Genomic DNA, 25,623 nt, shown 5'->3' with positions numbered 1-25,623 from the left:
TATTTATTTAGAAAAAATTTGTTTTATTTGACTCCCCAGTCATACGTCTGCTTATTGATTTGAAGCAACATAAATGAATGACTGTCTTCAATACCTTCAATTATGCTCAGTTTCTCGCTAATGATACGATAATAGTCTTCAATGGAGAATGTAATAATTTGAAGAAAAAGATCAAACATTCCAGTAGATGCTGCGACAAGCCGGACTTCCGGTATCTTTACTAATTCTTCTATTACACCTTGAAGCCTGTTTAAGCGAACCTTAACCCCTACCATGGCAACTGTCGACATTCCCGTCTTAATTGGGTCTACAACTGCAACAATCTTTAAAATACCATTCTCTATTAACCGTTGTACTCTATTACGAACGGTTCCTACTGTTACTCCTAACTCTTCTGCAATTTCTGTATATGACTTACGTCCATCGATCTGCAGATGCTTAATAATGGTCTTATCAATAACATCCATTTGAATCTGTCCTTTTTCCACGTTATACCCCCTTATAATTTTAAAATTTTTATTATTTATTACATTATATTATTTATTTTGCAATTTCAATATGCAAATTTTAAAAAAACAGGATTTTTCGCAAAATCATTTATTAAGATGTAATGTCTTATAAGCAATAAAAAAGCAGGGTACCCTCGTAAAGGAAAAAAAATCCCTAAAAAAGGAGAGGTACCCTGCTTATATCACCTGCTATATCGAGTTCCGGCCTTACAAATCAGTACAACTTAAATATCTTCTTCTGTAAGATGCATGTCAGGGTGTTCAAGTGTATCTGGCACATTATTCCCAACCCCTCGTCTAACTAATTCCTTCATAAGCTCGAATTCTTCGTGTTCATATTTAGAAGCTAGCTTCATAAGCTCTCCTGTCGACATTTTTGTATAATCCGCCATTAATTAATCACCTCTTAATTTATACAATACCCACCTTTCTCAAAAACAACCGGGCTTTCCTGGCTGCTAGTTAGCCCCAAGCAGCAAATTAAGATGTATTTTACGCGTACTCTATTAGTTTATAGCCCTTTCAGCATTCGACCAAAAAGGCTGGCGCAGTGCTTTCTTATCAATCTTTCCATACGGCGTCAATGGTAACGCTTCTATGAATGTAATCTCTTTCGGGCGCTTATATTTTGAGAGATGCTCGGCACAGTAAGCAAACAGCTCTTCCACAAGATGTTCTCTCTCATTCCTAGAAACAACCACGGCAGTGACAGCTTCGCCCCAATCCGGGTGAGGAACGCCAATCACAGCAACCTGGCTCACATCCGGGTGTTTCTGGATAACATTTTCCACCTCGGTCGAGTAAACGTTCATGCCGCCGCTGATAATCATATCCTTCTTCCGATCGAGAAGATAGACATACCCTTCCTCATCCATCACACCGACATCACCCGTATGAAGCCAGCCGTTCTTAAGTGTTTCCACTGTTTTATCCGGCTGTTTATAGTACCCGAGCATATTGTACGGTGTTTTGGCGACAATTTCCCCTTCCATCCCCCGTGGGACTTCCTTTCCTTCCTCATCAACGATTTTCACCTGGCACATCATCGCTGCCTGCCCGCAGCTGCGTAAGCGTTCAAGATTATTCTCGTCAATGACATGGTCCGGCTTCCTGAGCCTGGTAATAAAATTCGGCGCCTCTGTCTGACCATAAAGCTGGGTAAAAACATTGCCAAATGTTTCGATCCCCTGCTTCAAACGGGCAACCGTTATCGGGGCTGCCCCATAGAGAACCGTTCGTAGCGAGCTAAAGTCAAAGGCCCTTCCCTGAATTTGATCAAGTATACGATAAATCATCGTTGGAACCATAAATGTAAATGTAATTTTATTCTGTTGGAAGTGATTCAAAACGGCTTCAGGATCAAATTTTTTCTCAATGAAATGGACGGCATTCTTTAACAATCCGGCAAGCAGCACCATCCCTCCGCTGTGCGGAAGCGGAGAGGTTAATAAAATCCGCTCATCATCCTGGAGGCACAGCTCAATGACGTGGGAAAAGGCGTTAATCGCCGCATTTTCCTGGCTGTGTACGACACCTTTTGGCAGCCCGGTCGTTCCCCCGGTATAGACGATAAGTGCCCGGTCTTCCGGGTGCACTTGGACTCTCACATCGCTTTCCGGCCCGCCCGCCTGGAACTCGTCCCATGGAATAAAACCGTCCGGACATCGTTCAGGCGGAGAAACGCCGACCACAGTTTCCAGATCAGGCAGTGAAGCCTTCACTTTTTGAACAACCTCGAAGAAATTTTCTCCGACAATCAAAACCCTGGCCTCACAGTCTTTCAAAATATGGGCAATTTCCTTTTCACCAAGCATGTCGTTAAGCGGAACTTTGACGCCGCCTGCCTGGTTTAATCCCATGTCACAGATGACATACTCGAGACAGTTGGACATTAAAATCGCGACAGTTCCGTTTGGTTTTACGCCTCTATTGTTCAACGCATGGGCGACCCGGTTTGCGGCGCGGAGAAGCTCACGGTATGTCATTGTTTTTCCTTCAAACACCAGGGCCGTTTTATCACCGCCTTTTTTCAGTGCATTTAAATACAACGAATTCAAAGTGAGCTGTGAGCGATCCATATCAATGTCTCCTTCTAGTTCTTCTTTTTTAACGCAAATGCAAGTATTGATATTTTTCGCCATCTCTCTAAAGAATCCTTTAAGGGTTTGATTATTCAGTCTTTTCTTTCAACATAAAAAGAGTGCAGAGAAAAATCACAGGTTCTCTGCACTCTAAAAGGCACTGCAATATATAGTAGTTTTTGATAATCTCTTTACTCCGATATGCTAGGTGTGCTAAGTATTTTAGCGTAAATCTTCAATATATCCTCGCCATACCCTTTCCCCGGAACGGCCCACCTGCCATTCAAATCCTGCCAGCTCGGGGCGATGCCTCTTGCCACATATTTAAATCGAGCATCGATCAATGTTTCATCCTTTGGCAAACCTGTTTTACTTGCATAAGCATACAAATGCTGGATATGTGCGCGCACACCTTGTTCCGGTGTCTTGAAATAGTTTCCTTTAATCGTTTTACTATTTCCAACCGCTCCGATCCCCGCATAATTATGCTGGTTCGCCTGCACGATACCACCGAACCGGTGATACCCTGTTTCTTTAAGCATCTGGCAAAAAGCGATATCTCCGCGGATGCCGTATGTATTCCCAATCTCTATATACAATTTAGGCAGTTCGGCGGGGAAAGCCGGATTTACCGAACGGGCAAAGGCAAGCATCTGCTCCTCCTTAGCTAATGACACTCCCATAATCGACTGTTTTCCTTCCAGCCTTGGGATTAACGGTGTTGGAGATAAAGCAGTAGTTAAAGCAGGAATATTGTTCTGAGCATATACACTGTTATTATTCGACGCTGAAATCGTTCCTCCTGTGAATACAAGGCCAATAGCAACCGCTGTAGTTGTCATTTTTTTAAGCATATTTTTTGTACAATTCCTATCAAGATGTAAAAGAGTTGTACTCGTGCCTCCTTTAGTCGATAATTCGTTTCGCTCCCCAGTAATGCGCATCGTAATATGGGTTACCAAACAATGTGCTGATCTTTACACCGCCCGATGAACTAGCCTGCAGCATCTGGTTGTTTCCAAGATAAATTCCCACATGGGACACCCCTGCCGTATAGGTACCATATAAAAAGACTAGATCTCCTTTGCGCAGCTCATCCTTTGATACGGACTCTCCCATATCGCTGATCATGGCCGCGGAATGGAGCAGATTGTACCCGTGGCTGTTAAAGGCATACTGCACGAACCCTGAGCAGTCGAGTGCGGCATACGGCTTGTCTCCTCCAAAGACATAAGGGGTTCCAAGCTGAGTTTTTCCTGTTGCAATAATAGCGTCTGCTTTTGCTTCCCAAGATGGAGACCCAGCGGAGGGCCGGGCAGGAATTTGAATAACAAGCCCTTGGTGGATATTGCCTGCACTAATTTGCGGGTTTTCTTTCATTAAATCATTTACATCAACGTGGTATTTTTGAGCAATGGACCAATATGTATCTTGATCGGTAGCATTGTATGTAGTGGTAGAGGATGCAAACACTGACCCTCCAAATAAGTTGCCTGCCAAAATAAGAGAACCTAAAATCGCTTTTTTCATGCTAGTCTTATAACCTCCGATGTTGAGCGTTTTTAACTCTTTTAACTTTAAAGGTAAAATATGATCATTTTATTACCAAAATGTATGCAAAGTATTAAAAATTCCGTTAGAATGGAATTTTTCGTTTTAAAGGAAGAAATTTGGGGTATATAAAAATCTTTTATTGGACGCTATTAAATTCTTAATATTAATTTTTTATTAACTTTGAAGAGGGAATTATTGACAAGAAGCATCCTTAGGTGTAAATTACATATAAGAGATATTTACATTCTTATGTAGGCAAATAAAAACATACCTAAGGAGACGATTATGGTACAAACAGGAATGAAAAACACCGGAAATATTGTAGATTTTATGTGGGATGGCTGGTTGAACGGAGTGAAGATGGTGTGCGCGTACCAAAGTGAAATGACAAATCTCACCATGCAAACAATAGAACGCCAAAAAGAAGCCTGGAGTAAAACTACGGAAAACACTACTAAAATAGAACAAGAAATAAAGAAGTTTCTTGAAGACGTAAAGAATGATTACCAGACTAACCTGAGAAATCTTGGCGGCGAACAGGTAGGTAAAGCATTTGAAGAATGGAACCAACGTCTTAATGAAATTTCAAACCGTATCCAGCAGCTTACGGAGACACCTGCTAAAGCCAGTTTAACCGCAGTAAATAAATCACAGGAGCAGATCGAAGCCTCTTTGAGAAGTTTAATGGAGCAACAGGAAAAAACAAGAGAAGAAATGCAGTCCCTCATGAATAACTTTGTAAACGAAGTAAAAACAACACAAAAAAGCATGTTAGCATCGTTTGAAGCCAGCAAAGAGAAAGCAGTAAGCATGACGAAGTAAGTACCGAAGAGTATATTAAAAAAACGCAGCTTTCCTTCTTTATGAGGTAAGCTGCGTTTTCATCATGATTTTTATTTTGCTAATTAAGTATATACCTTGAGGCTAAGCCCAGTATCGTCATATTCTCGTCCACATCCGTATGTGGAATTAACACGTACTTCCAGGGCTTCCCACCATTCTGCAGCTCATGTTTAGTCGCATATTGACACCACTGAATCACCGCTCCAGCCTTTTGCTGCACAACTTTGTCCTGAAGCTCCTTTTCCTTCTTAACTTCGCAAATATACTTTGTCGTTTTGGTTTCCACGACAAAATCCGGATGATATACATTACTGTTATTATAGTAAATCTTCAGCTGTCCAGGGGTCGGTTTGAACCACTTCTCCACCTCAGGATCACTTTCACAAATAACCGCAAATCTCCGCTCGCTATCGGAATCAAATTTCTGCATTGGGTACAAACAGCGCCGGAAACCGCCAAACACCATACTGCGAATCTCTTTCTTATTTTCTACAGGCTGTCTATAGTGACGGATTCCCTCACCTAAATTCACGCTGTAGCTTTCTGTCTTCGGTGTTTCGAACCCTTTGCTTACGATTTCCTCGTATTCCGTTGCCATTTCATAGTAATGACCGTCTTCTTTCATTTGTGAGTGGAATAAATGCTTTTTACTTTTTCTAATTGGTCTTTTATGTAATTCTGGGATATTCGTCGGGATTCACGTTAAATGCTCTACAGCAAACGAGGACGGTCTCATCTTCTTTCATTTGCAAATCAATCTGATCAAGTAAGACCCTGGTAACAAGCTGCGTTGTTGTATAAATAAAGTCGGTTTCCGTTGATTTCCCTTGCTTCCAGTACACAGTATCGTCCGGCTGATACGTAAAGCCTTCATGCTTACACATTGCTTCTGCCAGCATGTCAGCGCTATATTCTTTGCTAACAATCCAGTTTCCGAACTTATCCTTTTCAAGCAGACTTGGGGCCAGACGATAGTAACGAAATCCTCCGCCGCCTTCCCAGTTGAATGCTTTACTAATCCCGCTTTTATCTGTTCCGTCTATGACAGCTTTTAACCTGGGAATAACATGGGTATGGCAGTGTTCACCAAGCTCAACCATAATCCACTTTCTTCCCATTTTATGAGCGACTGCCCCGGTAGTCCCCGAACCGGCAAAAGAATCTAACACCCAGTTTTCCGGGTCATTTTCATCGGTTGCCAGCTCAATACAGCGCTGAATGAGCCGTTCAGGTTTTTTTCCTTTTTTGAACTTGACCCCACCTTCTGCTGCAATGCCCTCCCAGGAAATGTCCGTCCAGACGTTTGTGAGCAGGGAAGTTGGAACGAGTTCTCCATCTATTTCCGCAACATTTTTGCTGTAAAAAATAATTTGTTTCCCGCCTCTAATGTATTGAGGCTCGTATCCTTCACGCTCCAGCTTATAAACGATTTGAGGATTCTGTAACGATACTTTTTTCAGTTCGACCGTCTGCTTGCCCGCACCCGCATCATCGATTTCTGCATCACGACAAACAGCGCGAGCATGATTCAGGACAAATTGCTCGGAATCTTTTGGTTTGTAGAACCTGCTTGCCCGCTCAAGTATGTAGAGATAAGCCCACTCTACAAACTCTTCTTTAGCTAGAGTGCTTGCTTTCTTCACCAGCTGGGGGGCTACAGTTTTTAAATTTAGCAGTTGATAATAAGCAAAACGTTCCATCATGTGTTCCTGCGCCTGTTTTGCTTTCATCCCTTTGAAACCGCTATATTCTTCGCTTAAAAAGCTTTTAATCGTGTCGATGCGTTCCTCGTTCCAATATTCTAAGAAAGCGCGATTTAATGAAACATACTCCCATTCTTCATGGGGTGCATCAATATTTTTTATGAACTTATTGTATGCAGGATCAATACTCTCTTTCTTTATTCTCATTGATTTGGATTTAAACTTTTCTTTGTCTTTGCAGTACCATAATATATATTCACTTGATTTAAATACGCCTGGATTAATCGTACTGAAAGCAGAGGGAGACCGAGCTTCTAACGTTATTCTATTAACGAAGTTCTTTCTGCCAAACCTTTCATCCAGCAATATTTTACAGTAATCGATTTCACTGTCGTCTAAATGGATAAAAATACTTCCCTCCTCATGTAATAAATTGTGGAAAATATCAATTCGCTCTTTCATCAAGGAGAGCCATATGGAATGTTCTAACCCGTCGTCGTAATGCTCAAAGGCATTTCCGGTGTTATAAGGCGGATCGATATAAATACATTTAATTTTTCCAAGAAACTCTTGCTCTAAAGCTTTTAATACCAGCAAATTATCTCCAAAGATAAGGCGGTTATCAAAAGCATTGTTATCCTTTGTTTTTTCTTTTGCATGGTAGGATAATTCGGGGTCTTCCAGCAAAATTCTCGGTTCCAGCTTCGGCTGGTTATCTTTTCCTATCCAGGTTAACTCTAATCTTGTCTTATTACTCATTCTCTACACCTCTGCTGCCCATATAATTCGCCAATGAATTTGATATAAATGTTGCTGAGTGACTTTCTGCTGGAGTTTTTCTTCCACTTGTGCAAACAGAACTTCTTTCTGGCGGTCAATCTCATCCTGTTCATTGTACAAGTTACGCCGCATATCATTGCGCTTCTTCTCCAGCTCTTTTACTTTTCGGTTTAGTTCTAGCTTCTCGGCAAGCTGCTTGGTCAAACGGGCTTCCCGCTGTTGCTGATTGATTTCAATCCCGATATTTTCAATTTCACTTTCCAGTTTCATCTTTAAATCTCCTGACCATTTATCCAGCTTTTCCAGCTCAGCGTCAAGATATTGTCCCGCCCTTTCCATAATACCATTTAAGATAGCAGCTTCTTGGTGCTCCTTTATCCCGGCAAGTGCATTTTGGATGGAAGCCGGTACGGAAGTCTCCTCTCCTTCACTCGCTGGTAAATCGAACATTTTCTCGCAAATATCTTGTTCAATTTGATTGCCTTCACGGTCAACACAAGAAAAAACGAGGTATTCTTCCATTTCAAGCGATTCAACTCGTAATAGATTAAGCGAAAGCCATCCTTCCTGTCCAACAAGCGGAGAAAGAACACTTACCTTTCCTTCATAATCAGAGTAACGAAAAATAATCCCTTTCGGCGGTAAAGCTCTTGATTTTGCTTGTTCGATCCACTCTACTGCTAGCGGATGCCCTGAACGGTAATGATGGACCTGGTTGCCAGGGTCTACTTTCTTGACCTGCGAAATCATTTGGTAAACTTCATTCTCGTTTTTTAATTGGAAGGACAACTGCTCGTCATTGAACACAGCTTGTCCATTTCCTTCATATTTAGACAGTCCCCATAGATAGCGTTCTAACCGATTCAAATACAGATTTGTTTGCTCATAATGATTACGCAGCTTTTCCCGTACTTCATCGTCGAAGTTTTCCAACAAACTCTCTCTTGTTTCCTGCATTTTATTTTGAATTTGCTCATCCAATTCCTGCTGAAGCTGGTTGAATGCCGCGCTAATTTCTTCAGCAGTACGGCAGTTCTGGTAAATTTGCTGGATTCGTTTCTCGAAGTCAACCCCTGACTCAAGGGAGCCAAGCACTTCATCGGAGGATCCAAAAATCCCGTTAAACAAACTGAACTTTTCAGAGAGCAGATGGAATACTCTCTTATCTGCTTCATTTTTTCGGTTTAAGAAGTTGATAACGACGACATCGTGCTTCTGGCCATAACGATGACTCTGCCGTTTTTGACCCTGAAATCTGGTCGTCGTAACGATGGCGTTCCAACCACGCTTCATAAATTGCTTTTGTTTCGGCATCATTATTTGTTCCGTTAAACAATACGATTTTTCCTTCATACCCGTTTCCTGCTAACATTTCTTTCAGGTATTGCTGCGTGCGCCGCGATTCAGTAAAGATGACCGCTTTTTCATTCGCACCAATTTCATGTAATGTTTGGAAGCCTTTTTCCAGGGCAATGAGAAGGGCATTTCCTTTTGCGTTTTCAGTAATCGATTTGGCTAGTTGATAGTAGCCGCGAAGTTCGTTTTGTTCCTGTTCAATCCGTTCTCTTGTATTTACTTCTTGTCTGGCTGGCTCGGGGTGAATTCCTGTGTAATCGGAATTCGCTGTGTATAATTCACATACTCTGTAACCTGATGCCGGAGTGTGCGGTGGCAAATCGGCTGCAGACGCTGTTTTAAGTCCATAAAATCATAGCTGGATATTTCTTTTGTTCCCCGTGCAAACTGTTTGCGAAACGATGCTTCATCGCCAAAAACATGTGAGTCGATAAAGCTTACGAGTCCATACAGTTTCATGAGTGAGTTTTGCAAGGGAGTTGCCGTTAATAGCACTTTTGGAAACCCTTCTGTTGCACTGTGAAGGATACGTGACATTTTGTTTGATTTCTTATATACATTTCGCAAACGATGCGCTTCATCAATAATGACGAGATCCCAGGCGACACGGCGAATGTCTTCCGCCTGTTTCTTTGCGTACTTCATCCTGCTGTAAAAACGGGACAGCTATCCCCGCTCTCTTCATCTCATTATAATTTTTCGTTTCCGCTCGGCCCATAATTGTTGACTTAGCCTGCCAATCGTATTAATCATCTTTTTTCTCTAAGTCTTATATTACCTTACTTTCTTCATAGAGTTATACATTAATAAGGAGGAGTATAGATAAAGTTAATAGTGATAAAAAGGAATGATCACGACCGAAGCCGAATGTAATAACCTAGGATATCACTCATTTAGAATGAACCCCTCATAGAATCATCCAATTTCAATCTTAAGTTTGGAGGTCACTATGGAAACCCGATCACTTGGCCATTCAGGTTTAAAGGTAACGAATCTTTGTTTAGGGACGATGACGTTTGGGAACCAGGCGGACAAGCAAACTGCCTTCGCCATTATGGACAAAGCATTTGAGGCAGGCGTCAACTTCTTTGATACTGCGGATGTGTACCCGCTGGGCGGAACTTTTGAGCAATTCGGCTCCACGGAGGAAACGATTGGCGATTGGCTGAAGGGAAAGCGGGACAAAATCGTTTTAGCCTCCAAGTGTTATGGAGCTATGGGACCCGGCGCAAACGAACGCGGGCTTAGCCGCAAACATATCATGCGGGCTATAGAAGACAGCTTGCAGAGGTTGAAGACAGATTATTTGGATTTATACCAGGCGCATCAATTTGATGTTAATACTCCTCTTGATGAAACGTTGCGGGCATTTGATGATTTAGTAACACAGGGGAAGGTACGGTACATAGGGGTATCAAATTGGAGAAGCTGGCAGATCGCCAAGGCGCTTGGCATTGCAGAAAGAAAGAATTATATCCGGATTGAAAGTGTGCAGCCCCGCTATAACTTATTATTCCGTATGATTGAAGAGGACCTGGTGCCCATGTGCCTCAGTGAAGGGGTTGGTATCATGACGTACAATCCTCTGGCAGGCGGCATGCTTACAGGCCGTTATCGATCCGGGCAGCAAGTCGAAACAGGGACACGCTTCGGGCTAGCCGGCGTGAGCAAAGCGGGAGATATGTATCAAAACAGGTACTGGCAGGAACCTATCTTTGCAGCTGTGGAGAAGTACGAGCGCTGGTGCTCCGAACGTGGGTATGATATGGCAACGACCGCCGTGCGCTGGGTGATACAACAGCCTGGAATTACGTCAGCCATCATAGGCGCAAGCCGACCGGAACAACTGGATGCAAGTTTAGCTGCGGCAGAGCAGCCTCCGCTCAGTAATGAGGATTTGCAGTGGCTCGATCAGATCTGGTTCTCCCTGCCTCGTCGCCGGGAAGAGCGGTAAAAATGTTCAATCAGGAGGAATCGATGTGAAGTCTTATAGCTATCACTGTGCTACTCAAATTGAAATGGGGATGGGAAAAGCGAAGCAGTTGCCGGAAATGCTAGAATCCCTGCAAGTTGGTTCATCCATTCTGCTTGTCAGTGATCCCGGTGTCATTCGCGCCAGACTCGTCTCCCCGATCCAAACCGCTTTGGAAGCAGTTGGTTATCGTGTATCCCTGTTTGATTCCATTGCACAAAATCCGCGAGACACCGATTGTCTGGCAGGTGCCGTACAATTCCGTGATGTTAATGCGGACGCTGTCGTTGCCATCGGTGGTGGAAGCGCGATGGATACAGGCAAAACGATCGCACTGTGCGGACCGAATGGCGGGACACCATCTGATTATGCGGACGGCCGGCGTTCCTATACTCATATTGCACCGATTATTTGTGTTCCGACCACAGCAGGCACAGGATCGGAAGTCACCCGCTCCGCCGTCATTACCGAGGCAGCCACACACCGGAAGATGACGCTTAAGCACGCCTCCTTGCGGCCAACCCTGGCTGTTCTTGATCCTGAATTAGCATTGAGTGTTCCGCCTGCTGTCACGGCTGCCACCGGCGTCGACGCTTTGGTTCATGCCATTGAAGGGTATACATGCAAAGTAACCAATACAATTTCACAGGCTCTCGGTGCCAGAGCGATGCAAAGCATAGTTTCTGCGCTGCCGATTGCTTTCCGGGACGGCCAGAACGAGACTGCTCGCCAGGAGATGCTAGAAGCGAGCCTGCTGGCTGGCCTGTGTTTCGGCTCAGCCGATGTGGCAGCTGTCCATTGTTTAGCCGAAGCGCTTGGCGGGCTTTATGATACGCCACACGGTGTCGCTAATGCGATATTTTTACCGTATGTGCTGCGGTTTAACGCTGCGGAAAATAAACAAATGCATGCTGCATTAGCGCATTATATGGGATTTGCAAAGGAATCGGATATGGACGAAATGGCTGTTGAAAAGCTGGTTGAAGGAATCGCAACATTTACAGAGGAGCTTCAAATTCCGAAGTTAAAAGATTTACCCGGTGTGCGAGAAGAGGATTTCCCGCGTATCGTGGAATTAGCGGTACACAACAGCTCAACGCCGAGCAACGTTCGCTCCGTTACAGCAGCTGATTACCTGCACATTCTTGAACAGGCTTATTATAGCAATTAAAATGAATAACCCCGTCTAGGCACTTCACTTTTTAGACGGGGTCTCTTTTCCCAAAAGATGAATGTATCACAGTTAATAACTGGAATTCCGATTCACTACACCACGCAATGGCTCTCCTTTAAGATAAAGCTTTACATTATCGGCAAAAAAACGCATGACCTCTAAAGGGATGCTTGGACCTGATATATGCGGTGTCACATACACATTTGGCAATGTCCAGAGGGGATTCTCCTTCAAAAGAGGTTCCTCGTAAAAAACATCCAATACAGCGGCCTGTAGATGACCTGAATGCAAAACATCGATTAAGTCTTCTTCGACAACCAATTTTCCTCTGCCTACGTTCACCAGGCAAGCAGTAGATTTCATTGCCAGTAGCAGTTCACGGTTTATCACATGACGAGTTTCATCTGTAAGCGGGAGAGTTAATACAAGATAATCAAGCTCCTGCACAAACGCACGCCACTCGTCTGGCCCATAATGCTGGTCAACTAAATGGGCTTGTTTTCCACTGTAGCTTAAGCCAGATACAGACATATCAAAGGCACGAGCTTTCTTTGCAATTTCCTTGCCAATCGATCCCAGCCCCGCTACCCCCATTGTTTTCCCTGCTAAAAACCCCGGCAAAAACGGCTCCCATTTCTTCTCTTTTTGCGCGATTCGTATTCTTGAAATATCCTGATTCAGATATAGAAGATAGGCAAAAACATACTCGGCAATCGAGCCGCCAAACTGATCCACAATCCTCGTAATGACAATCTGTTCCGGGATGTGCGGCAAGCTTACTAAATCATCCACACCCGCTCCCATCGACTGAATCCATTTTACCGAGGAGGCTTCCGGACGGGACAGCAAATGCAAGGGGAACTTCCAGGACAACAGCACTTCCGTACCCGCCAGTCTCTCCGCTGCCTCCTCCGGTGTAGAAGCCGACCCTACTGCGGTGTATCCTTTGGCTTGAAGCAGATCGGCATATACCTGGGTGTCGTTCGGGCTATAAATTAAAATCTTCGGTTCCCTGTCCACAATGATTCCCCCATCTTGATCAAAAACGAGCCCTAGTGCTCGACTTTCTTAATAAAAGCTTTTGTCCGGCTATGGTTTTGGCTGATGAAAAAACTCATAGGGCGGAGCTTCTTCCACAATGACGCCGTCATCCATGAAAATCACCCGGTCGGCAACTTCTTCTGCAAACTTCATTTCATGGGTCACCAGCACCATGGTCATCCCCTCCTCGGCGCACCCGCTCGATAATAGAGGATACCGTCTCTTCCAAAGCCTTGGTTTCTTCTACCGTTATTTGCGCTTCCTGTTTAAGATACTGCATCCCAATCACTCCTGCCCGGTAATAGGTGAAACTACTGCATATACAACTGTTCCAAAGGCTTATGAGGCTTCCTCTATTTGTTTATTGATAATCAATAAAACATTCCTCCCCCCTCGGTGTACAATATTGGTATACAATTGTCGTCGACAAAAAAACTATGGTGTATAACGCGTGATAATTTGTTCAATAGATAGAGCATGATTAAACGACTTTGAGAAATCGATATCACCCATGATAGACGGAATATGCTGGTGTGCAAGGTTCTTGGCCTGGTCAGCATCTTTATCCTGTAACGCCTGCAGGATGTCCTGATGTTCTTTAAAAGTATGGGAGTTATTAGCGCCGGAAACATCATAGAAGGTAAGAATGATATGACTGAGCGAGAGAGTTTCTTCCAGGCACCTAATTAAATAGTTGTTTTTAGAAGCTCTAATCATCGTTTTGTGAAACTCATCAATCACTTGCAGGGCCTGGTGGGGCTCATTTCGAATATAGCATAGGCTCTCTTCTTCAAGTAATGCTTCTAACTTCCCCAGCTCCCAGGGGGTAATCCGTTCTGCCGCTAATCTGACGGCTTCAGGCTCCAGCAGTCCACGAACATGAAAAATTTCTTCTGCCTCTCTGGGTGTGGGGCAATAGACGAATGACCCGCGGTTTGGAATCACCTGAACCAGCCATTCGTATTTTAATCTTTGAAGTACGGAGCGTATAGGAGTCCGGCTTACACCGAAAGCCGTGGCTAGGGAACTTTCAATTAATTGGGTGCCAGGAGGAAGATCTGCGTTAAAAATAGCATTTCGTAAAATGGTATAGATTTGATCTTCTCCCAGTTTTGGTGTTACCAATGCCGCTCCTCCTCATAATAAGCTTCCTTTCAGTGTTATTTTCCATAAAAACCTACTACCTGTCAATATTTTTTGATAAATGTGAATGTTTAACTAATTTATAAGAATAATTCTCACTGCTCATTTACATTGTGCTAATACCTTTAGCATGAATATAAAGCAAAAGCCGATGTACTTTTTCGCCCTGGTTAGATTTTCTAACGGTCTTTTTAACCGCGTAACGTTCTTATGTCGTTTTTGATTGTTATGCATAACATCTGCCATTTAACGCATACCAAAGGTAGACCGACCGAAAGGAGATGTTCTCATGCCACGCAATAAGCTTGTTGTACCCCAGGCGCAAAACGCTATGGATCAGTTTAAACAAGAAATTGCAAGCGAAATGGGAATCGAACTCGGTGCTGACCAGACCTCCAGAAACAACGGCAAAGTTGGCGGGGAAATGGTCAAACGGTTAATCCGTATAGCTGAACAACAATTAAGCCAGCGGTAGTAAAAGGGGCCCTCACAGGCCCCTTTTACTGTTCTATAGCTGAATATTATGTATTATAACGCTAAGCTCCTTCCTCCTTAAGCGGTAAATACACGTTAACCGTTGTGCCTGCTTGCAGAATGCTCTCAATCTCCAGTCGTCCGCCATGCAGTCTCACAAGCTCTTCACTGATGGCAAGGCCAAGGCCGCTTCCCCCCTTAACACCCGCGTCCACTCCTTTATAGAACTTTTCTGTTACATGGAGCAGCTCTTCCGGTGCAATTCCACGCCCTGTATCATGAACGCTCATGCAGACTCCCTCGCCCTTACAGTGTGCTCCTATCGTAATAACACCGCCCCGGTCCGTAAACTTCAGCGCGTTATCAAGCAGATTAATCAGAACCTGCCTGAGGCGTCCCTGGTCAGCAACCATCTCAACGTTCCCCGTGTCTTCATCCATTTCCAGTTCCAATAAAATCCCAAGCCGGCCGGCCCTGGGCGCCATGAGCCGGACAACATTCGATAACAGCCTGCCTAATAAAAAGGGGGCCCGTGACAGACTTACACGGTGTGCCGACAGACGGGAAAAGTCAAGCAACTCCTCAACAAGCCCACTCAGCCGGTCTGTTTCTGTTTCGATAATATGCAGCCCCTCATGCGTTTCATTCTCTTCATCAAGCGGATCGGTTTGAAGAGTTATGGCCCAGCCTTTGATTGAGGTAAGCGGTGTGCGGAGCTCGTGTGAAATAGACGAAATAAATTCGTTCTTCAGCCTGTCATGCCGGCTTATCTCTTCAGCCATATGGTTCAGTGTATCGGCCAGCCGCCCCACCTCATCCTCGTACCTTTTTCGCGCGCGCACAGACAACTGTCCGCGCGCCATCGTTTCTGCAGCTGCCGTCACTTCAGCCAGCGGGGCTGTAATCGTTCGGGACAGCAGGATGCTGGCCGCTAACACGGCAGCCAGCAGTGCCGCACCTGTACCGATGAACAGAAGGTAGATACGGAATAACGTTTGTTCAGTAGGGGCAAGGGATGAAATAACCCGAACCGCCCCGCGCACACTTGCACCTGCCAGGATGGGGCGGGATATCGCCATAATCCGATCGTTCGTATATTCCGCAGGACCTGTATACCTTCCCGGCTGGCCAGCAAGGGCTTCTACTGCATCAGGCGATTTCTCATTGCGGCCCAGCGTCAATCCGGCAGAGTCTTCCACAACCTTTCCTTTTTCATCAAGCACCTGAATTTGCGACGAAATAAACGGAATGTTATAAATGAGCTCGGTTGAGCGCTGGCGCAGAGATCCATCGTATAAATAGTTAGCAAAAATACCCGCAGCCACATTCGCCTGCTGTTCCAGCATGGCTTCCAGCTGAGCATAATAGTAATGGCGCACACCCAGACAGAGAAGGATTTCAATGATGAGGACAGTACTGGCGATAAGCAGACCGTAACTCATCAGAATACGCATACGAATCGTTTTCATGTCTCACTTTAAAGCGGGCAGATCGTGTAATGCGCGCTTACTTTTTTCCAACCAGCGCTGCTGCCCCTCCCTTTCATATGGATCAACCGTCTTCGCAGCAAATTGCAGAACCCGATTATAATAAAGCCGGGCCTTTGCATCATCCCCCTGTTTTTGCGCAATCTCCCCCATATAATAGGACGCCATTGTAGCGGGAAGAATAGCCAACTGGCCGCTTCCCGGCACGGGGTGCTTATCTGCGAGAGGCTGTATATTCCTTTCCGCTTCTTTGAACGCTCCTGTTCCTATCAGGGCAATTCCACGAACGAGCGCAAGATTATCCATATAGGACTGCTCACCCGGGCTGATTTCTTTCGGCGGGCATCTGCGCTTCGCCTCATCATATACATCAAGCGCCTTCTGGTATTCCCCGGCTTTTACATAGGCATCGGCGAGATAATAATAACGAATGGGGCTATTGTAAGCTGCATCCTTCGCTCCGTCCATGCTATCCAGTAAGCCTTTGTAGTAGGAAGCGACTTTTTTAAAATAATAAGGATAGACATCTTCTGCCGGCACCAAGCGCCCGTTTTCATAGCGAAGAACGTCAACAATGTACAGGGAGCCTGTATCTTTTAACCAGACCCCCAATTCGCTTTTCCCGTCCTTTTTCCCGATTTTATCAGGCATATCCTCAATCTCCAGACGATTATATACCGCATCGGCAAGCGGGGTGAGTGTTTGATTTTTCCAGGCGTAAGCCACAAGCGATTCACCGGCTGAGGCACCGACAAAATAACTCACCAGGAGTTCTCTCCTCCCGTCGCCTGTCAAATCTGTTTGCGTAAATGAATACACACTGCACGCTTCCCCGGTGTGCTCAAATACTTTTTTCCATTGCGCATCGTGCTTCTTTAATACAAACAAACCGCCATTATAGCCGCTCGTTTTGGCTGCAATTGTACAAAGAAGCTCCTGCACACCATCCCCATCTATATCAAGCCTATTAACAGCCGGCAAGTTCTCCTGATGCTGTCCGGCAATCAGACGGTAGCCCGCCGGAACGAATGATTGGGCGATTTGCTGAATATCTGTGTCACCGGAAGTGTTAACCTTTGCCGGAGGAGCTGCAACTAAAACATTCGGCGATGGAAAGAAGGTACATCCGGACAAGGCCAGGCAAAGGGCAGTCACTGTACTTCGTACTATGGTTCGGCTCATCGTTCTTTCTCCTCTCTACTCTACCTATATCATAACGGAAACGGCATCCTAAACAGTTACAAAAAGATTACAGACGGAAAAATAGGAGTGATGTAACTTTTCCGTAACCACTTTTAACCGAGTGTTAACTTCTTTTCATCCACAGGAGCGTATAGTAAAACTAAATTCTACAGGGAAGAGGAATTCATAATGAAGACGAAATGGAAAATTGCAATGGGTTCTATGATTGGATCTTTTATCATCGCAGGGTCTGCCCTTGCGGCACCCAATATAAACTTATTTATCAACGGAATGCCCTTTATTTCCAGCCAGCTTGAATTAAAAGTTGAGAATGGAAAAGTATGGGCTCCAATCGATCGCATCGCAGAGGAATTTAAAGGGAAGGCAACGTATGATGCAAACAAAAATGAAGTACGCGTAACCCTTCCGGAAGCCGCTAATTTACAGCATCAAGTTTTACGATTTGAAGATGCTCTCCTGGCAGACACGGCAAAAGATGCGTTAAATACATGGGTAAAAGGCGTGCAGACCCGCAACGGTTCTTTACAATATGCCGTATTCTCACCCCAGTTACGGGCTAAGACCCTAAAGGAATTTAATGAAAGCTACTGGGTGACAGGTGGTTCCAGTCCCCATATGGGCACGATAGAAAAATTACATGCTAAAGAAATAAATAAACAAACGATCGAATTTAGCTTTGATTATAACCTGCAGGCCCAGGGGAAAAGCATTGGAAAAGGGAAAGCGGTCATGAGAGTGCAAAAAATTCCCACCGAGCGCGGGGAAGGCTGGTTCATTACAAACATTAAGCTAAAAAATCCGGATGACTTAGGGATAATGATTGGCGTACAAAAACTATAAATGTAAACAAGCAGCCAGTCAAACGAGAATGGCTGCTTTTAATTTATTAGAAAAAGGGTGCGCAATCGCACCCCTTTTTCCATTATATGCGGTTTGAAATGTTTGATTAACGAACTGTTGTTCCGCCGATCTGGGACTCAGCCAATGTAATCATACGCTTTACCATTTCTCCTCCAACGGAACCGTTGAGACGGGAAACCTGGTCAGCGCCGAGCTGGATACCGAACTCTGTCGCGATTTCATACTTGAATTGTTCCAATCCCTGTCTAGCTTGAGGAACAAGAAGCTTGTTACGACCTCCACTACGTCCTGACATTCTTTTGACCTCCTTTTTTGAGGATTAGCTACAAGGTTTTTTGGCCTTGTAATTGTAGTTTTATATAAGGGGCACCATCCTATGCATGGAATTTCAAGGAAAATAGTGGATAAGAAAAAGGATGAGATCCATGGACCTCACCCTTTCCCTTATCTTACGGTTCTGTAGGTGGAGAAATGGTAAAACTGTCACCCCGTTAGCATTTCCAGCATCCCTTCGATTATACAACAAGCACAAAGAGGAGAAGAATAAATAATATTGACATGAAACCAAATGGTTTTATATAATTCAAAATGAAACTAAATGGTTTTATATTCTAACGAAAAAGAGGAGAATGATGATGAAGGAAAATAACCAAACTACACTACAGGATATTAAGCAGACCGTCGTCTATAATGCCCCCATTCAAAAAGTATGGGATGCAGTATCTACTTCAGAAGGTATCGCCTCCTGGTTCATGCCTAATGATTTTCAGCCAAAAATAGGCCATGAGTTCCATTTGCAATCACCATTCGGTGCGTCTCCCTGCAAAGTAACTGAATTGGATCCGCCAAATCGGCTTTCTTTTACCTGGGATGAAGATGGCTGGATTGTTACATTTATCTTAAAAGAATTAGATGATAAGACTGAGTTTACCCTTATTCATGGAGGATGGAAGAATCCTGATGATGTCCTTGCGAAAGCGAACGAGAAAAGCTCAATTATCCGCGACCGAATGGATCATGGCTGGGCAGCGATTAATGAACGCCTGCGAAAGGTTGTTGAGAACTAGTGTCAGCAGCAGCACAAAAGCATGATGTATTTCAAGCTATTGCTGATCCAACCCGCCGGGAGGTACTTAGATTGCTTGCCGAAAAAGAACTGCCTATTTCGGAAATAACCAGCCATTTTCCCATGAGCCGGACAGCCATTGCCAAGCATCTTCATATACTTTCAGAAGCAGAACTAGTGAGCGGACGAAAGGTAGGAAGGGAAAAACGTTACCGGCTGCAGCCTGAACCCTTAACAGAACTAAAACAATGGCTTTCTTATTATGAACAGTTTTGGAATAACAAGTTATCCATACTTAAACATATTGTTGAAAACCAGGAGGAATAATTAGGTACTTGTCCGTTTCACTTTCAGCTTTATTTGCATGAAATATAGTATATTCCATGCAAATAAATGAGGTGAATGGTATGGTTGCCAATCTAATTCAATTTGTTCAAGACATACTGCAAAGTGTGGTTGATTTTGTTAGCTCACTCCTTACAATAACGGGTGATGTCCTGCAAGAAGTCGCTGATGCTTTCATTCATTTCCTGCAAACGCTCATATAAAGCATCTTTTGGGACAAGTAAGGAAGAGACTGGCGTTCTTTTATCAGAGTATATGTGTTATAATTAAAATTCCTGCATAGACAGGAACCATATTGCTACTTGTAAAGGAGCTGGTTTTCCATGGATAACGTTCAAGGTAAATTCGAACTCGTTAACGGTAGTGGGAAAATAGCCGTTAAGAATGGAGAATTTTTGCCGTTGATGACGGGTAAAGCAATTGAGCTATTTCACCCGGAATTTGGATGGATTCAAGCCATTTATGCGGGCAACGGGGAAGCGATTCACTCTCGTGGAACGTACCAGTTGGAACCTGGAGAGACCGTTAAGGTTCATGAGTCTCCCTACGCCTTTGCAAGAGAATATACAGATGATTACTAAAAATGAAAAGCCCTATCCCAGGGCTTTTTCTTTTACATAGATCAACAGTAGAGCACCACTTCCCTCCAGATGTCCCGGAGCCCGGCCTTTTTATTCTTTCGGTGTTGTTATGCTAAAATCATCAATCCTTTTCAAAATCATTTGCTCCGGAAAATCACCTGTTGCCGAACAAATCGCCATTTTATAATTCGGGTCCACATTCAGTTGTTTAACAAAACAAGGGATATCTTTATCCGTCACTTGAACAGGAATGGTAGGATTTGCTTCTACCTTAATCGAAAAGGAATTGAGCGGGAAAGACATTCCTTTCCCGCCTTGTTTAACAAAACTCTCTTTTAATGTCCATAAATCATAGAAGGAAGAAGTGCGTTCTGCCTCTTCTTTGTCCATCAGCCATTGGTATTCTTCTGTTGAAAAAAATACTTTGCGATGTCAAAACTGACCGGCTTGATTTCTTCAATGTCAATACCGACAGGTTCGCAATCTACAGCACATACAATCCAACGTCCCGAGTGGGCAATGTTAAAATGAAACGAGGGAATTCCTACCGCATAAGGCTTACCGTATGGCCCAGTTGTGATAACAATTTGATCATTTGTAATATTAAACTTGTTGCGAATGATAGTTCTAATCAAAATTTCCCCAATTAACCCGCGATTGGCATCCTCCAACTTCCTAAACTTTTTGACTTTTGCCCATTTTTCTTCCGATACGCTGTACAGCATTCGTGCCAATTCATCGATTCGCAGCCAACGCTCCATATATACTCCATAGATTTCCGTCACGCTTTAATCAATTCTTTCTCCGCCGTTTCCATCGTTAAAATCAACTGAATGGTTTCTGCTACTTTTTCAATCTCTGACAGAAGAAACATGTGCCCCCCTTGGAAGGTATGAAACCGGACCTGATTCACCCATTTCTTCCAACCATAAGCCTCTTTCATACATGCCCCATCCTTTTCTCCATTAAAAATATGGACCGGTGACTGAAGCTGGGTGTAATCCGTATGCTCGAATGTTTCCAGGGCCTTAAAATCAGCTTTAAATGCCGGCAGAAAATACTCGAGCACTTCTCTCGCTTTCACAAGTTCGGATGGAACTCCGCCAATACGAATCACATAATCAAGGAAGGCCCCGTCATCCAAATGGGTTACAGCTTTACGCCTTATATCAGGAGGCTGGATCGCAGAGATGATAAGCGCTTCAGGGAAAACCCCTTGTTGTTCGAGCTTTTGGGCCAATCGATAGACTACCAATCCGCCCATACTGTGTCCAAATAAAACAAAGGGCTTGCCCAGTTTTGGAATCAATGCCTGTAAATAGATTTCTACGAGACTCTCTAAGCTTTCCACTAAAGGCATCCGATTGGTTCCATGACCAGGAGGTTCAACAACAAGTAAATCACAGTAATCTTGTAAATAAGAATGCAGCGGACGAAAGGATGCGGAATACCCCCCTGCAAATGGAAAGCAAATCAATTGAATGTCGTTTGACGAAAGTCCTAGTGTTTGAATGAGTTGGCTCATTTTTTTATCAGCCCTCCCTGTAAAATATAGCCGATTAGCTTGGCATTCGAATCGACAAACCGACCCTGCAGCATCTCATCGTGTTTGCCGTATCCTTGATGTTCCTGGTAGGATGCTGTGGTTGCTTCCTGCCACGAAGACATCCACTGCGGCAGTGAGAAATCCGTATCCGAGCGGATAAAATGAATCTGTGCACCAATTTGACCTGTATTGATAAGTTCGACGAAATAAGTGTAGTAAGCGCTCATCTTGCGGACAATGCCCTCGTGGATGGACTCGATTTGAAGATATGGATTGTCTTTATTAACCTCCATGAGCATATCAACGTCATGCTCCACCGAACGTCCCTCCAACTGGCTGACGCCGGTTTTTTTGTACGAATCGACCATGATAACCCTATCCACAGACCGTCCCCATGTTTCCAGCGTTTTGGCAACTTCAAACGCTAGGCCGCATCCCGCAGAATATCCAAGCAAGACAAAAGGGCCTTCCGGCTGGATGTCAAGAATCATCTTCGCGTAGCTCTGTATGCGATCTTCCTCTTCAATAAAATCAAAGGCATATAACGCATATTCCGGCAACTGTTTCGCCAGGTCGCCAAACATGATCCCATATCCTACAACAGGAGGAAAAACAAATACATTTTCACCTGCTTCCGGATTAAAAATCGTTATTTCTCGGTGCATTTGTTGTACTGGTATACCCTCTGTTTGTTCCCCTCCCCTTTGCAAATGAGTGGCAATCCCAGCAATCGTGGGAAATTCGAACAAGAGCCGAACTGGAACATCCGTTTGAAACACTTTAAGTATTTGGGCGCAAAGCGCCATTGCCTTAAGGGAATGTCCGCCCAAGGCAAAGAAATTGTCATGAATACCAACCTGCTGCACCCCAAGCACCTCAGACCACATTTCAACCAGTTTGGATTCAATCTCGTTCCGCGGTGGGATCCGCTCTCCAAATCGATTGCTTTTCCCCTCCACTTTCGGCAAAAGCCGGCGATTGACTTTACCATTGGCGGTCAGCGGCAGTCGGTCAAGCAGGGCGTAGGATGACGGGACCATATAAGCCGGCAACGTTTTCTCTAAATGGATCTGAAGCTCGTCCGGCGATAGGGAACTCCCCGCCTGGCTGACAACGTAAGCGCAAAGCAAATTTTCATCTGAGTCACAGGTGGTTACAAGGACCACCGCTTCCTTTACACCATGATGCTGAAGCAGTTGTTCTTCGATTTCGCCAAGCTCAATCCGGTGACCGCGGATTTTCACCTGATCGTCGATACGTCCGAGAAATTCGATATTGCCATCAGGAAGCCACCTGGCTAAATCACCACTCCGGTATAACCTTTGTTCTGGTATAAACGGATGTGGAATAAACTTCTCTGCAGTTAAATCCGGCTGGTTCAAATAACCGCGGGCTAATCCATCACCGCTTAAACACAATTCTCCAACCGCCTCTATCGGTTGTAGTTGGTTCACCGGACTCAAAATGTAAGCCGCCGTTCGATTTAACGGTTTGCCGATCGGAATGGTTACGGCATCTTCTATAATTTCATCCACCGGATAAAAAGTAGCAAACACGGTTGTCTCCGTCGGGCCGTAGACATGAATAAGTTTGCCTGGGCCCATCCCAAGCAGTGCCTTTCGAACATGGACAACTGATGAGCGTTCTCCACCGAACAACACTTTGCGTATCCTTTTCATCCATTCGGACCCAGCGTCCACAAGCACATTAAAGAGAGCTGTAGTCACGAACATAACGGTAACGTGCTCGTCTTCGATTAACCGTACGAGCCTGGCGATGTTCAAAATGGTTTCATTAGGGGCCATGACAAGTTTGGCTCCATTGAGCAGTGCGCCGAACAAATCAAATGTGAAACCGTCAAACGCGTAGTTCGATAAGGAAAACATTGTATCGTTTTTTGTGATTTCGATATAATTTGTATGTTTGACCACCCTTGAAATAGTAGAGTGGGTGGTTTGATTTCCTTTAGGTTTGCCCGTCGTACCGGATGTGTAAATGATGTAAGCTAAATCGTCCGGTTCTAATACAATCGCAATATTTTCAGCATTACCGTGATAAAGTGCTGGGTCGTCGATAAACAAACGTTCCCGCTGATAAGAAAGGGGATCGGAAAGCGCCGTCAAATGCTGCTGAGTAAGCAAAAACGGTGCACCGCTATCTTCCAGCATATAGCGGATGCGCTGCTCCGGGTAGTTCGGATCAATGGGAAGGTACACACCGCCCGCCTTTAACACCGCCAAAATTCCAAGGATCATTTCTGAAGAACGGTGAACAAGCATGGCAACGATTGTCCCCCGGGTCACCCCTCTTGCGCGAAGCAAATGGGCAAGCCGGTTCGCCTGTGCATTCAGCTCTGCATAGGTCCATGTTTGATTTCCTACTACAAGTGCCGTTTGCTCCGGTGTGATTTCCACCTGCCGCTCAAACCACTGCGGGAGCGTCACGCGTTCGGGTTGTTCTGATATCGGGGGTTGAAATTCCAGAAGAAGCCGGCGTTCTTCCTCCTGTGCTACCACCCGGAGTGTTCCAAGTGGCAGCTGTGGATTTTGTAAGATTTGTCGAATGGTTTCGAGCAACTGTTCCTTCAAGCGCATAATAAAAGAAGGTTCGTATACATTGGCATTGTATGAAATTTTCAGCAGAAGTTCGCTGCCGGGGGAGGCAAGCAGGTTCAAATCATAATTCGATTGTTCAAAAACGCTAGTCTTCCCCATCTCGAACCCCAAGTTCTGTAGTTGTTGCTGTTTGTTTGCTTCTTGCAGCGGATAATTCTCAAATACAATGATGTGATCGATTAATTCCGGTTGGGCCACTTGGCTTTGAATATCGTAAAGAGGTACATATTGATGCGGTTCCGCCTTGAGCGACTGCTCTTGGATCTGCGAAATCAGTTGGATAAAGGAGTGATTTTCAGACATACGCACTCGTTTCGGAACAACGTTGATAAACAAACCAACCATCGTCTCCACGCCATCTATTTCCGCAGGGCGACCCGAAACAACCGTACCAAAAATGATATCGTTTGATCGTTGATATCGACTGAGCAGCACAGCCCACACTGCCTGAAGAGCCGTGCTCAATGTCACATGATACTTTTGTGCCAATTCAGAAAATCCCTGCATCTGCTCCTTTGGCAGGTTACAGAACATTTCTTTAGGTTCATACCCTTCCATACGCTGCTTTTTGCGTTGTTCAGCAAATGTGGTTTGTCCTTCAAATTCAGATAAATATCGGCCCCAATACTGTAGTGACGTTTGTTTATCCTGTTTCTCCAACCATTTTATGTATTCTTTATACGGTTTAGTGGATGGCAGGTTATAAGACACGTTCTGCCGGAGCGCTTTGTACACCTGAAAAACCTCTTGAACTATGATGTCAAAGCACCAACCATCCAGCAAAATATGATGGTAGCTCCAAATCCATTCGAACGCGTCTTCTCCTTTTTTAAACACGGTGATTCGCATGGGTATTTCTTTGGATAAATCGAATCCCCGCTCTTTATCCAGCTGTTTATAGCCATTAATTCTCCGCTCTTGCTCTTCTTTTGTAAAACCCGAAAAATCAATTTCTTCAATTTGAAAATTCCGCCGCTTAAGAACCACCTGTACCGGCCGTTTCATTTTTTCGTGGATGAACACGGTACGAAAAATATCGTACCGGTCCACCATCACGTTCATGCTATGTTCCAACCAATCGGTTCGAAAGGAGCCTTTCACCTGCATTGCAATCTGTTCAATATAGAAGCTTTGTCCCGGGTGCAGCAGCGTATGAAAAAGCATCCCTTCCTGCATGGGCGACAAGTAATAAATGTCCTGCACCTGATCTTTTTGAAATTGACTCATTTCTTCCTCACCTGCCTTATCTAGTTCTGATTCTTCCTTATATTACTGATGGTCCATACCGG

Annotated in this window: 28 protein-coding genes and 1 pseudogene; 9 read left to right on the top strand and 20 right to left on the bottom strand. The window is 44.4% G+C overall.

What is annotated here, in order from left to right:
* Positions 1–23: 23 nt before the first annotated feature.
* From MBEAL2_RS07745 to MBEAL2_RS07730, 5 genes are all read right to left on the bottom strand, one after another.
* Entirely contained in the window at positions 24–488 is a 465-nt protein-coding gene (locus MBEAL2_RS07745) for an Lrp/AsnC family transcriptional regulator (RefSeq protein ID WP_052947558.1), read from the bottom strand.
* A 245-nt stretch (positions 489–733) separates the two neighbouring features.
* Positions 734–901, bottom strand: coding sequence for a hypothetical protein (locus MBEAL2_RS31680; protein WP_161798187.1), 168 nt, complete (start codon positions 899–901; stop codon positions 734–736).
* Between the two features lie 114 nt (positions 902–1,015).
* Positions 1,016–2,587 carry a class I adenylate-forming enzyme family protein gene (locus MBEAL2_RS07740; protein WP_047151754.1) on the bottom strand — a complete coding sequence of 524 codons (1,572 nt, stop codon included), beginning with the start codon at positions 2,585–2,587 and terminating at the stop codon, positions 1,016–1,018.
* Positions 2,588–2,781: 194 nt separating this feature from the next.
* Complete coding sequence (locus MBEAL2_RS07735; protein WP_052947557.1) at positions 2,782–3,444, bottom strand: glucosaminidase domain-containing protein; 663 nt, start codon at positions 3,442–3,444, stop codon at positions 2,782–2,784.
* A gap of 52 nt (positions 3,445–3,496) precedes the next feature.
* Complete coding sequence (locus tag MBEAL2_RS07730; RefSeq protein WP_052947556.1) at positions 3,497–4,120, bottom strand: C40 family peptidase; 624 nt, start codon at positions 4,118–4,120, stop codon at positions 3,497–3,499.
* A 309-nt stretch (positions 4,121–4,429) separates the two neighbouring features.
* Between MBEAL2_RS07730 and phaP the strand changes: the two genes are divergently transcribed.
* Positions 4,430–4,966 (top strand): polyhydroxyalkanoic acid inclusion protein PhaP, encoded by a 537-nt coding sequence (phaP, locus tag MBEAL2_RS07725; RefSeq protein ID WP_047151753.1) that lies wholly within the window; start codon positions 4,430–4,432, stop codon positions 4,964–4,966.
* Between the two features lie 79 nt (positions 4,967–5,045).
* Here phaP and MBEAL2_RS07720 read toward each other — a convergent pair whose 3' ends face one another.
* From MBEAL2_RS07720 to MBEAL2_RS32715, 4 genes are all read right to left on the bottom strand, one after another.
* Complete coding sequence (locus MBEAL2_RS07720; protein WP_047151752.1) at positions 5,046–5,612, bottom strand: TnsA endonuclease N-terminal domain-containing protein; 567 nt, start codon at positions 5,610–5,612, stop codon at positions 5,046–5,048.
* Between the two features lie 43 nt (positions 5,613–5,655).
* Positions 5,656–7,449 (bottom strand): site-specific DNA-methyltransferase, encoded by a 1,794-nt coding sequence (locus MBEAL2_RS30080; protein WP_047151861.1) that lies wholly within the window; start codon positions 7,447–7,449, stop codon positions 5,656–5,658.
* A 3-nt stretch (positions 7,450–7,452) separates the two neighbouring features.
* Entirely contained in the window at positions 7,453–8,763 is a 1,311-nt protein-coding gene (locus MBEAL2_RS32720) for a hypothetical protein (RefSeq protein ID WP_236692716.1), read from the bottom strand.
* Between the two features lie 279 nt (positions 8,764–9,042).
* The gene (locus tag MBEAL2_RS32715; RefSeq protein WP_052947554.1) at positions 9,043–9,471 is read right to left on the bottom strand and encodes an SNF2-related protein; all 429 of its coding nucleotides are present in this window, start codon (positions 9,469–9,471) and stop codon (positions 9,043–9,045) included.
* A 304-nt stretch (positions 9,472–9,775) separates the two neighbouring features.
* Between MBEAL2_RS32715 and MBEAL2_RS07705 the strand changes: the two genes are divergently transcribed.
* Positions 9,776–10,780, top strand: a complete 1,005-nt coding sequence (locus tag MBEAL2_RS07705) for an aldo/keto reductase (protein ID WP_047151751.1) — start codon at positions 9,776–9,778, stop codon at positions 10,778–10,780.
* Between the two features lie 25 nt (positions 10,781–10,805).
* Positions 10,806–11,969 (top strand): iron-containing alcohol dehydrogenase, encoded by a 1,164-nt coding sequence (locus MBEAL2_RS07700; RefSeq protein WP_047151750.1) that lies wholly within the window; start codon positions 10,806–10,808, stop codon positions 11,967–11,969.
* A gap of 72 nt (positions 11,970–12,041) precedes the next feature.
* Here the strand turns inward: MBEAL2_RS07700 and MBEAL2_RS07695 are convergent, their stop codons facing one another.
* The 4 genes and pseudogenes from MBEAL2_RS07695 to MBEAL2_RS07690 form a co-directional block, all read right to left on the bottom strand.
* On the bottom strand, positions 12,042–12,992 hold the full coding sequence (locus MBEAL2_RS07695) for a D-2-hydroxyacid dehydrogenase (RefSeq protein WP_052947553.1): 951 nt from the start codon (positions 12,990–12,992) through the stop codon (positions 12,042–12,044).
* Between the two features lie 32 nt (positions 12,993–13,024).
* A pseudogene (locus MBEAL2_RS32710) lies at positions 13,025–13,205 on the bottom strand (ectoine/hydroxyectoine ABC transporter ATP-binding protein EhuA); the annotation flags it as partial.
* Positions 13,168–13,293 (bottom strand): histidinol dehydrogenase, encoded by a 126-nt coding sequence (locus MBEAL2_RS34325; RefSeq protein ID WP_161798186.1) that lies wholly within the window; start codon positions 13,291–13,293, stop codon positions 13,168–13,170. The gene MBEAL2_RS34325 and the pseudogene MBEAL2_RS32710, both read right to left, overlap by 38 nt.
* 155 nt (positions 13,294–13,448) lie before the next feature.
* Positions 13,449–14,138, bottom strand: coding sequence for a GntR family transcriptional regulator (locus tag MBEAL2_RS07690; protein ID WP_047151749.1), 690 nt, complete (start codon positions 14,136–14,138; stop codon positions 13,449–13,451).
* A gap of 307 nt (positions 14,139–14,445) precedes the next feature.
* Here MBEAL2_RS07690 and MBEAL2_RS07685 point away from each other — a divergent pair, with 307 nt between their 5' ends.
* Complete coding sequence (locus MBEAL2_RS07685; protein ID WP_047151748.1) at positions 14,446–14,631, top strand: alpha/beta-type small acid-soluble spore protein; 186 nt, start codon at positions 14,446–14,448, stop codon at positions 14,629–14,631.
* Positions 14,632–14,692: 61 nt separating this feature from the next.
* Here the strand turns inward: MBEAL2_RS07685 and MBEAL2_RS07680 are convergent, their stop codons facing one another.
* Positions 14,693–16,099 carry a sensor histidine kinase gene (locus MBEAL2_RS07680; protein ID WP_047151747.1) on the bottom strand — a complete coding sequence of 469 codons (1,407 nt, stop codon included), beginning with the start codon at positions 16,097–16,099 and terminating at the stop codon, positions 14,693–14,695.
* Positions 16,100–16,102: 3 nt separating this feature from the next.
* Positions 16,103–17,299, bottom strand: coding sequence for a tetratricopeptide repeat protein (locus MBEAL2_RS07675; protein ID WP_047151746.1), 1,197 nt, complete (start codon positions 17,297–17,299; stop codon positions 16,103–16,105).
* A gap of 189 nt (positions 17,300–17,488) precedes the next feature.
* Here MBEAL2_RS07675 and MBEAL2_RS07670 point away from each other — a divergent pair, with 189 nt between their 5' ends.
* Positions 17,489–18,160: a hypothetical protein gene (locus tag MBEAL2_RS07670; protein WP_047151745.1), complete on the top strand. Its 672-nt coding sequence runs from the start codon at positions 17,489–17,491 to the stop codon at positions 18,158–18,160.
* A gap of 106 nt (positions 18,161–18,266) precedes the next feature.
* Here MBEAL2_RS07670 and MBEAL2_RS07665 read toward each other — a convergent pair whose 3' ends face one another.
* Complete coding sequence (locus MBEAL2_RS07665) at positions 18,267–18,476, bottom strand: alpha/beta-type small acid-soluble spore protein (RefSeq protein WP_047151744.1); 210 nt, start codon at positions 18,474–18,476, stop codon at positions 18,267–18,269.
* Positions 18,477–18,816: 340 nt separating this feature from the next.
* Between MBEAL2_RS07665 and MBEAL2_RS07660 the strand changes: the two genes are divergently transcribed.
* The 4 genes from MBEAL2_RS07660 (at position 18,817) to MBEAL2_RS07650 (ending at position 20,173) form a co-directional block, all read left to right on the top strand.
* Complete coding sequence (locus tag MBEAL2_RS07660) at positions 18,817–19,248, top strand: SRPBCC family protein (RefSeq protein WP_047151743.1); 432 nt, start codon at positions 18,817–18,819, stop codon at positions 19,246–19,248.
* On the top strand, positions 19,248–19,574 hold the full coding sequence (locus tag MBEAL2_RS07655) for an ArsR/SmtB family transcription factor (protein ID WP_047151742.1): 327 nt from the start codon (positions 19,248–19,250) through the stop codon (positions 19,572–19,574). Before MBEAL2_RS07660 ends, MBEAL2_RS07655 begins: the two co-directional genes overlap by 1 nt.
* Before the next feature lie 80 nt (positions 19,575–19,654).
* A complete protein-coding gene (locus tag MBEAL2_RS31670) occupies positions 19,655–19,795 on the top strand; it encodes a hypothetical protein (protein ID WP_161798185.1) in 141 nt (46 codons plus the stop codon).
* A 120-nt stretch (positions 19,796–19,915) separates the two neighbouring features.
* On the top strand, positions 19,916–20,173 hold the full coding sequence (locus MBEAL2_RS07650; protein WP_047151741.1) for a hypothetical protein: 258 nt from the start codon (positions 19,916–19,918) through the stop codon (positions 20,171–20,173).
* 90 nt (positions 20,174–20,263) lie between these two features.
* On the opposite strand, the gene MBEAL2_RS32705 is transcribed toward MBEAL2_RS07650, so the two are convergent.
* Genes MBEAL2_RS32705 through MBEAL2_RS07635 form a run of 4 tightly spaced genes read right to left on the bottom strand, consistent with a single transcriptional unit; the run spans position 20,264 to position 25,561 of the window.
* Positions 20,264–20,563 carry a 4'-phosphopantetheinyl transferase superfamily protein gene (locus tag MBEAL2_RS32705; RefSeq protein WP_052947552.1) on the bottom strand — a complete coding sequence of 100 codons (300 nt, stop codon included), beginning with the start codon at positions 20,561–20,563 and terminating at the stop codon, positions 20,264–20,266.
* Positions 20,563–20,934, bottom strand: coding sequence for a 4'-phosphopantetheinyl transferase family protein (locus MBEAL2_RS32700; RefSeq protein WP_236692715.1), 372 nt, complete (start codon positions 20,932–20,934; stop codon positions 20,563–20,565). Before MBEAL2_RS32700 ends, MBEAL2_RS32705 begins: the two co-directional genes overlap by 1 nt.
* 20 nt (positions 20,935–20,954) lie before the next feature.
* Positions 20,955–21,698 carry a thioesterase II family protein gene (locus MBEAL2_RS07640; RefSeq protein WP_047151740.1) on the bottom strand — a complete coding sequence of 248 codons (744 nt, stop codon included), beginning with the start codon at positions 21,696–21,698 and terminating at the stop codon, positions 20,955–20,957.
* The gene (locus MBEAL2_RS07635) at positions 21,695–25,561 is read right to left on the bottom strand and encodes a non-ribosomal peptide synthetase (RefSeq protein ID WP_047151739.1); all 3,867 of its coding nucleotides are present in this window, start codon (positions 25,559–25,561) and stop codon (positions 21,695–21,697) included. The genes MBEAL2_RS07640 and MBEAL2_RS07635 overlap by 4 nt, the downstream gene beginning before the upstream one ends.
* Positions 25,562–25,623: the final 62 nt, after the last annotated feature.

Source organism: Aneurinibacillus tyrosinisolvens, from assembly GCF_001015055.1.
Taxonomy (GTDB): domain Bacteria; phylum Bacillota; class Bacilli; order Aneurinibacillales; family Aneurinibacillaceae; genus Aneurinibacillus_A; species Aneurinibacillus_A tyrosinisolvens.
Note: the sequence above shows the minus strand (reverse complement) of the source record. Positions and strands in the feature narration are given on the sequence as shown.